The following is a 3,299-nucleotide window of genomic DNA, read 5'->3' as shown; positions in this document are numbered from 1 at the left end:
ACAGTATTTCCGATCTCAGAGACACACGATCGGATCCCGTTCCTTCGCTACTTTGGGATCTGGGCGCCGCGCTTGCCGAGGAATGCTGGCGCATGGGACATGGCGCGGGTGTCCGTCGAAAGGCTCCCAATGAAGGTCAGATCAGAATCGACCTTTCTCCAACCGAACTGCTGCAGCTTGGTGGACTAGCAAATCTGGGCTTTCAGCACATGATGCCGAATGCACGTGTCATTCCAGCGCATCGCTTCCTGGACGTTGATGACGCCCGAGATGCGTCCCGTTCATTGAGCAAGGTGGAAGCAGCAATCCCTAACAAATATCGTCCGGACTTGTTAGCTCAAGCGGAGAACCGTGAGAATCTGATAACGGGCTGGTGGCGACCGGCGGCGCACCGCAATTCAGCATGATGGCATCATTGTGAGCATGACAGGCCGCAACATTTCGGGCAAATCAACAACAAAACCTCAGTGCTTGTCTGAGATACAGCTTTCTGTTGCTCAGACGCCGTGCTGATCGGCGCTTGCGATCGAGAGCAGGTATTGGCCGTAGTCGCACTTTCCAAGCCGCGCACCGAGCCGCTCAAGCTGGTCGCGGTCAATGAAACCTCGATTGAACGCAATTTCCTCGGGACAGGCAATGCGCAATCCCTGGCGGCGTTCGAGCGAAGCAACGAAATCTGAAGCTGCCAGCAGACTGTCCGGCGTCCCGGTATCGAGCCATGCGAAGCCTCGCCCCATCTGTTCGACTTGAAGCAAGCCACGCTCGAGATAGACTCGATTGAGATCCGTGATCTCCAGCTCGCCTCGCGCCGAGGGCTGGAGCCCCTGCGCAATGCTGACTGCGTCGCGATCGTAGAAGTAGAGTCCCGTGACGGCGAAGTTCGATTTTGGAATAGCCGGCTTTTCTTCGATCGAGCTCGCCCGACCGGTCTCATCGAAACCGATCACCCCATAACGCTGTGGGTCTGCGACGCGGTACGCAAAAACCGTGGCGCCCTCTGTGCGCTCGGCGGCGCGGGAGAGCATCTCCGGAAGCCCATGACCGTAGAAGATGTTATCGCCGAGAATAAGCGCCGATGAGGCCCCATCCACGAAGTCAGCGCCGATGATATAGGCTTCAGCCAATCCCGCCGGGCGCTGCTGGACGGCGTATGAGAGCTGCAGACCCAGCGGCTCGCCGCTACCGAGCAGCGCTTCGAACCGCGGCAGATCCTCAGGCGTCGATATGATCAGGATCTCGCGAATGCCAGCCAGCATCAGGGTGGTTAGCGGATAATAGATCATCGGCTTGTCATAGACGGGCAACAATTGCTTGGAGATGGCAAGCGTCATCGGGTACAGGCGTGTTCCGCTTCCTCCCGCCAGAATGATCCCCTTCACCTTCATATCCCTCGTTAGACTTCGTTGACGATCAGGCGCGAGACGCACTCCGAAAGCGATTGCTCCAGCGGTGGCATGGAAATGCCGAAGACCGTCGTCAGACGGTTGCAGGAGAGGCGAGAGTTGCGAGGACGTCGGGCAGGGGTCGGGTAATCACTCGTCGTGATCGGCTCAACATTTGCCGACCGCGCACAGCGTGCCGCCGCAAGGCGCATAATTTGGCACGCGAAGTCGTACCAGGTGACGACATCGGGACCGGCGATGTGCGTGACACCACCAAATTCCGTCGACCATCCAGACCGGTCAATCCGGCCCGCAATTGCCAGGATCGCCTGCGCCAAATCAAGAGCGTAAGTTGGAGATCCGACCTGATCGCATACCACACGCAACGTATCGCGCGTTTCCGCGAGCCGAAGCATCGTACGGACGAAATTATGTCCGAACGGCGAATACACCCAGGCGGTCCGGAGGATGACATGCCGATGGTTCGCTGCGGCCACCGCGTGCTCGCCCGCCAGCTTCGAAGCGCCATAGACGCTCATCGGAGCAGTCGCGTCATCCTCCGCGTAGGGCGTCGACTTTGTGCCGTCGAAGACATAGTCTGTCGACAGATGGATAGTCGGGATTTCCATGCACGCACTTGCTTCTGCGACCGCTTTCGCGCCATCGCGGTTGACATGATATGCGACAGCCGATTCCTCCTCCGCGCGATCAACCGCGGTATAGGCTGCGGGATTGATCACGAAATCGGGCCTAAAGTCACGCAACGCAGCGAGGACGGCATCGACATCCGCAATATCGAAATCATTGCGTCCGCCAAAGCCAACCACGACGTCAGGCCGGCGCTCAGAAACCTCCTGCAGAGCTCTGGCGACTTGGCCCTGCTGTCCGAGGACATATAATCGCAGCGGCTTCAAGAATTACCTCGACGCGCCGATGCGCTCGCCACGATAGACCGCGCGTAACGGCTTCCACCAATCCGAACGATCGAGATACCAGCGCACGGTCTTCTCAATCCCGGTCTCAAACGTCTCCTGAGCCCTCCAGCCGAGTTCGCGCTCCAACTTGCTGCAATCGAGTGCATAGCGGCGGTCATGGCCGGGCCGATCCGCCACAAAGGACATAAGCCGCTCATACGGACTGCCGGTGGGGCGCAGCCGATTTAGACAATGACAGATTTGTTCGACAACTTCGATGTTGCGGCGTTCGGTCCGTCCACCGATGTTATAGGTCGTGCCGGGCATTCCTCGTTCGAGCAGTAAAGCCAGCGCGCGAGCGTGATCATCGACAAACAGCCAGTCGCGGATGTTACCGCCATCGCCATAAATGGGGAGCGGCTTTCCTTGCAGGGCGTTCAGTATCATCAGCGGAATGAGCTTCTCTGGAAACTGATACGGTCCATAATTATTGGAGCAGTTCGAGACGATGACTGGCAATCCGTAGGTTCGCTGCCAAGCACGTGCCAAATGATCTGATCCGGCCTTGCTCGCTGAATAGGGCGAGCTTGGATCGTACGCCGTTGTCTCCGTGAACAGACCTGTCTCCCCAAGCGAGCCGAAGACTTCATCTGTCGACACATGAATGAAGCGAAAGCAGTCTGTTTTCGCACGCCCCTCCCCATTGAGATATCCGCGAGCAGCTTCGAGCAACGTGAAAGTGCCAATCAGATTGGTCTGAATGAAGTGATCCGGACCGTCGATGGAGCGATCAACGTGGGTTTCCGCGGCGAGGTGGATGATGCCGTCCGGAGCGAAAGCCGAAAGTGCTTGCCGCACTTGTTCCTTTTCGCAGATGTCGACCCGCTCAAACGAAAAGTTCGGGCTCGACATCACGGGCGCCAGTGACGCTGTGTTTCCGGCGTAGGTAAGCTTGTCAAGGACGAGAATCGTGTATCCGAGGTCGGATACGAGATGGCGGCAA

Annotated in this window: 3 protein-coding genes and 1 pseudogene; 1 reads left to right on the top strand and 3 read right to left on the bottom strand. The window is 58.0% G+C overall.

Annotated features, from left to right (window positions below):
• A pseudogene (locus tag BRAS3809_RS36425) lies at positions 1-407 on the top strand (hypothetical protein); the annotation flags it as partial.
• A gap of 90 nt (positions 408-497) precedes the next feature.
• On the opposite strand, the gene rfbA reads toward BRAS3809_RS36425, so the two are convergent.
• The 3 genes from rfbA to rfbB all read right to left on the bottom strand — a co-directional run.
• Entirely contained in the window at positions 498-1,385 is an 888-nt protein-coding gene (gene rfbA / locus BRAS3809_RS01390; RefSeq protein WP_008960312.1) for a glucose-1-phosphate thymidylyltransferase RfbA, read from the bottom strand.
• An 8-nt stretch (positions 1,386-1,393) separates the two neighbouring features.
• Entirely contained in the window at positions 1,394-2,287 is an 894-nt protein-coding gene (rfbD, locus tag BRAS3809_RS01385; RefSeq protein WP_035654902.1) for a dTDP-4-dehydrorhamnose reductase, read from the bottom strand.
• Between the two features lie 12 nt (positions 2,288-2,299).
• Positions 2,300-3,299: dTDP-glucose 4,6-dehydratase (gene rfbB / locus BRAS3809_RS01380; RefSeq protein WP_035654899.1), on the bottom strand; the 1,000-nt coding region annotated here is incomplete at its 5' end.

It is taken from the genome of Bradyrhizobium sp. STM 3809, assembly GCF_000239795.1.
GTDB lineage: Bacteria > Pseudomonadota > Alphaproteobacteria > Rhizobiales > Xanthobacteraceae > Bradyrhizobium.
The sequence above is the reverse complement of the archived record's forward strand: the minus strand, read 5'-3'. Positions and strand labels throughout refer to the sequence as shown.

Bases quoted from the DNA above. Each gene is read 5' to 3' on its own strand.
- rfbA (WP_008960312.1), bottom strand. From the start codon at position 1,385: ATGAAGGTGAAGGGGATCATTCTGGCGGGAGGAAGCGGAACACGCCTG.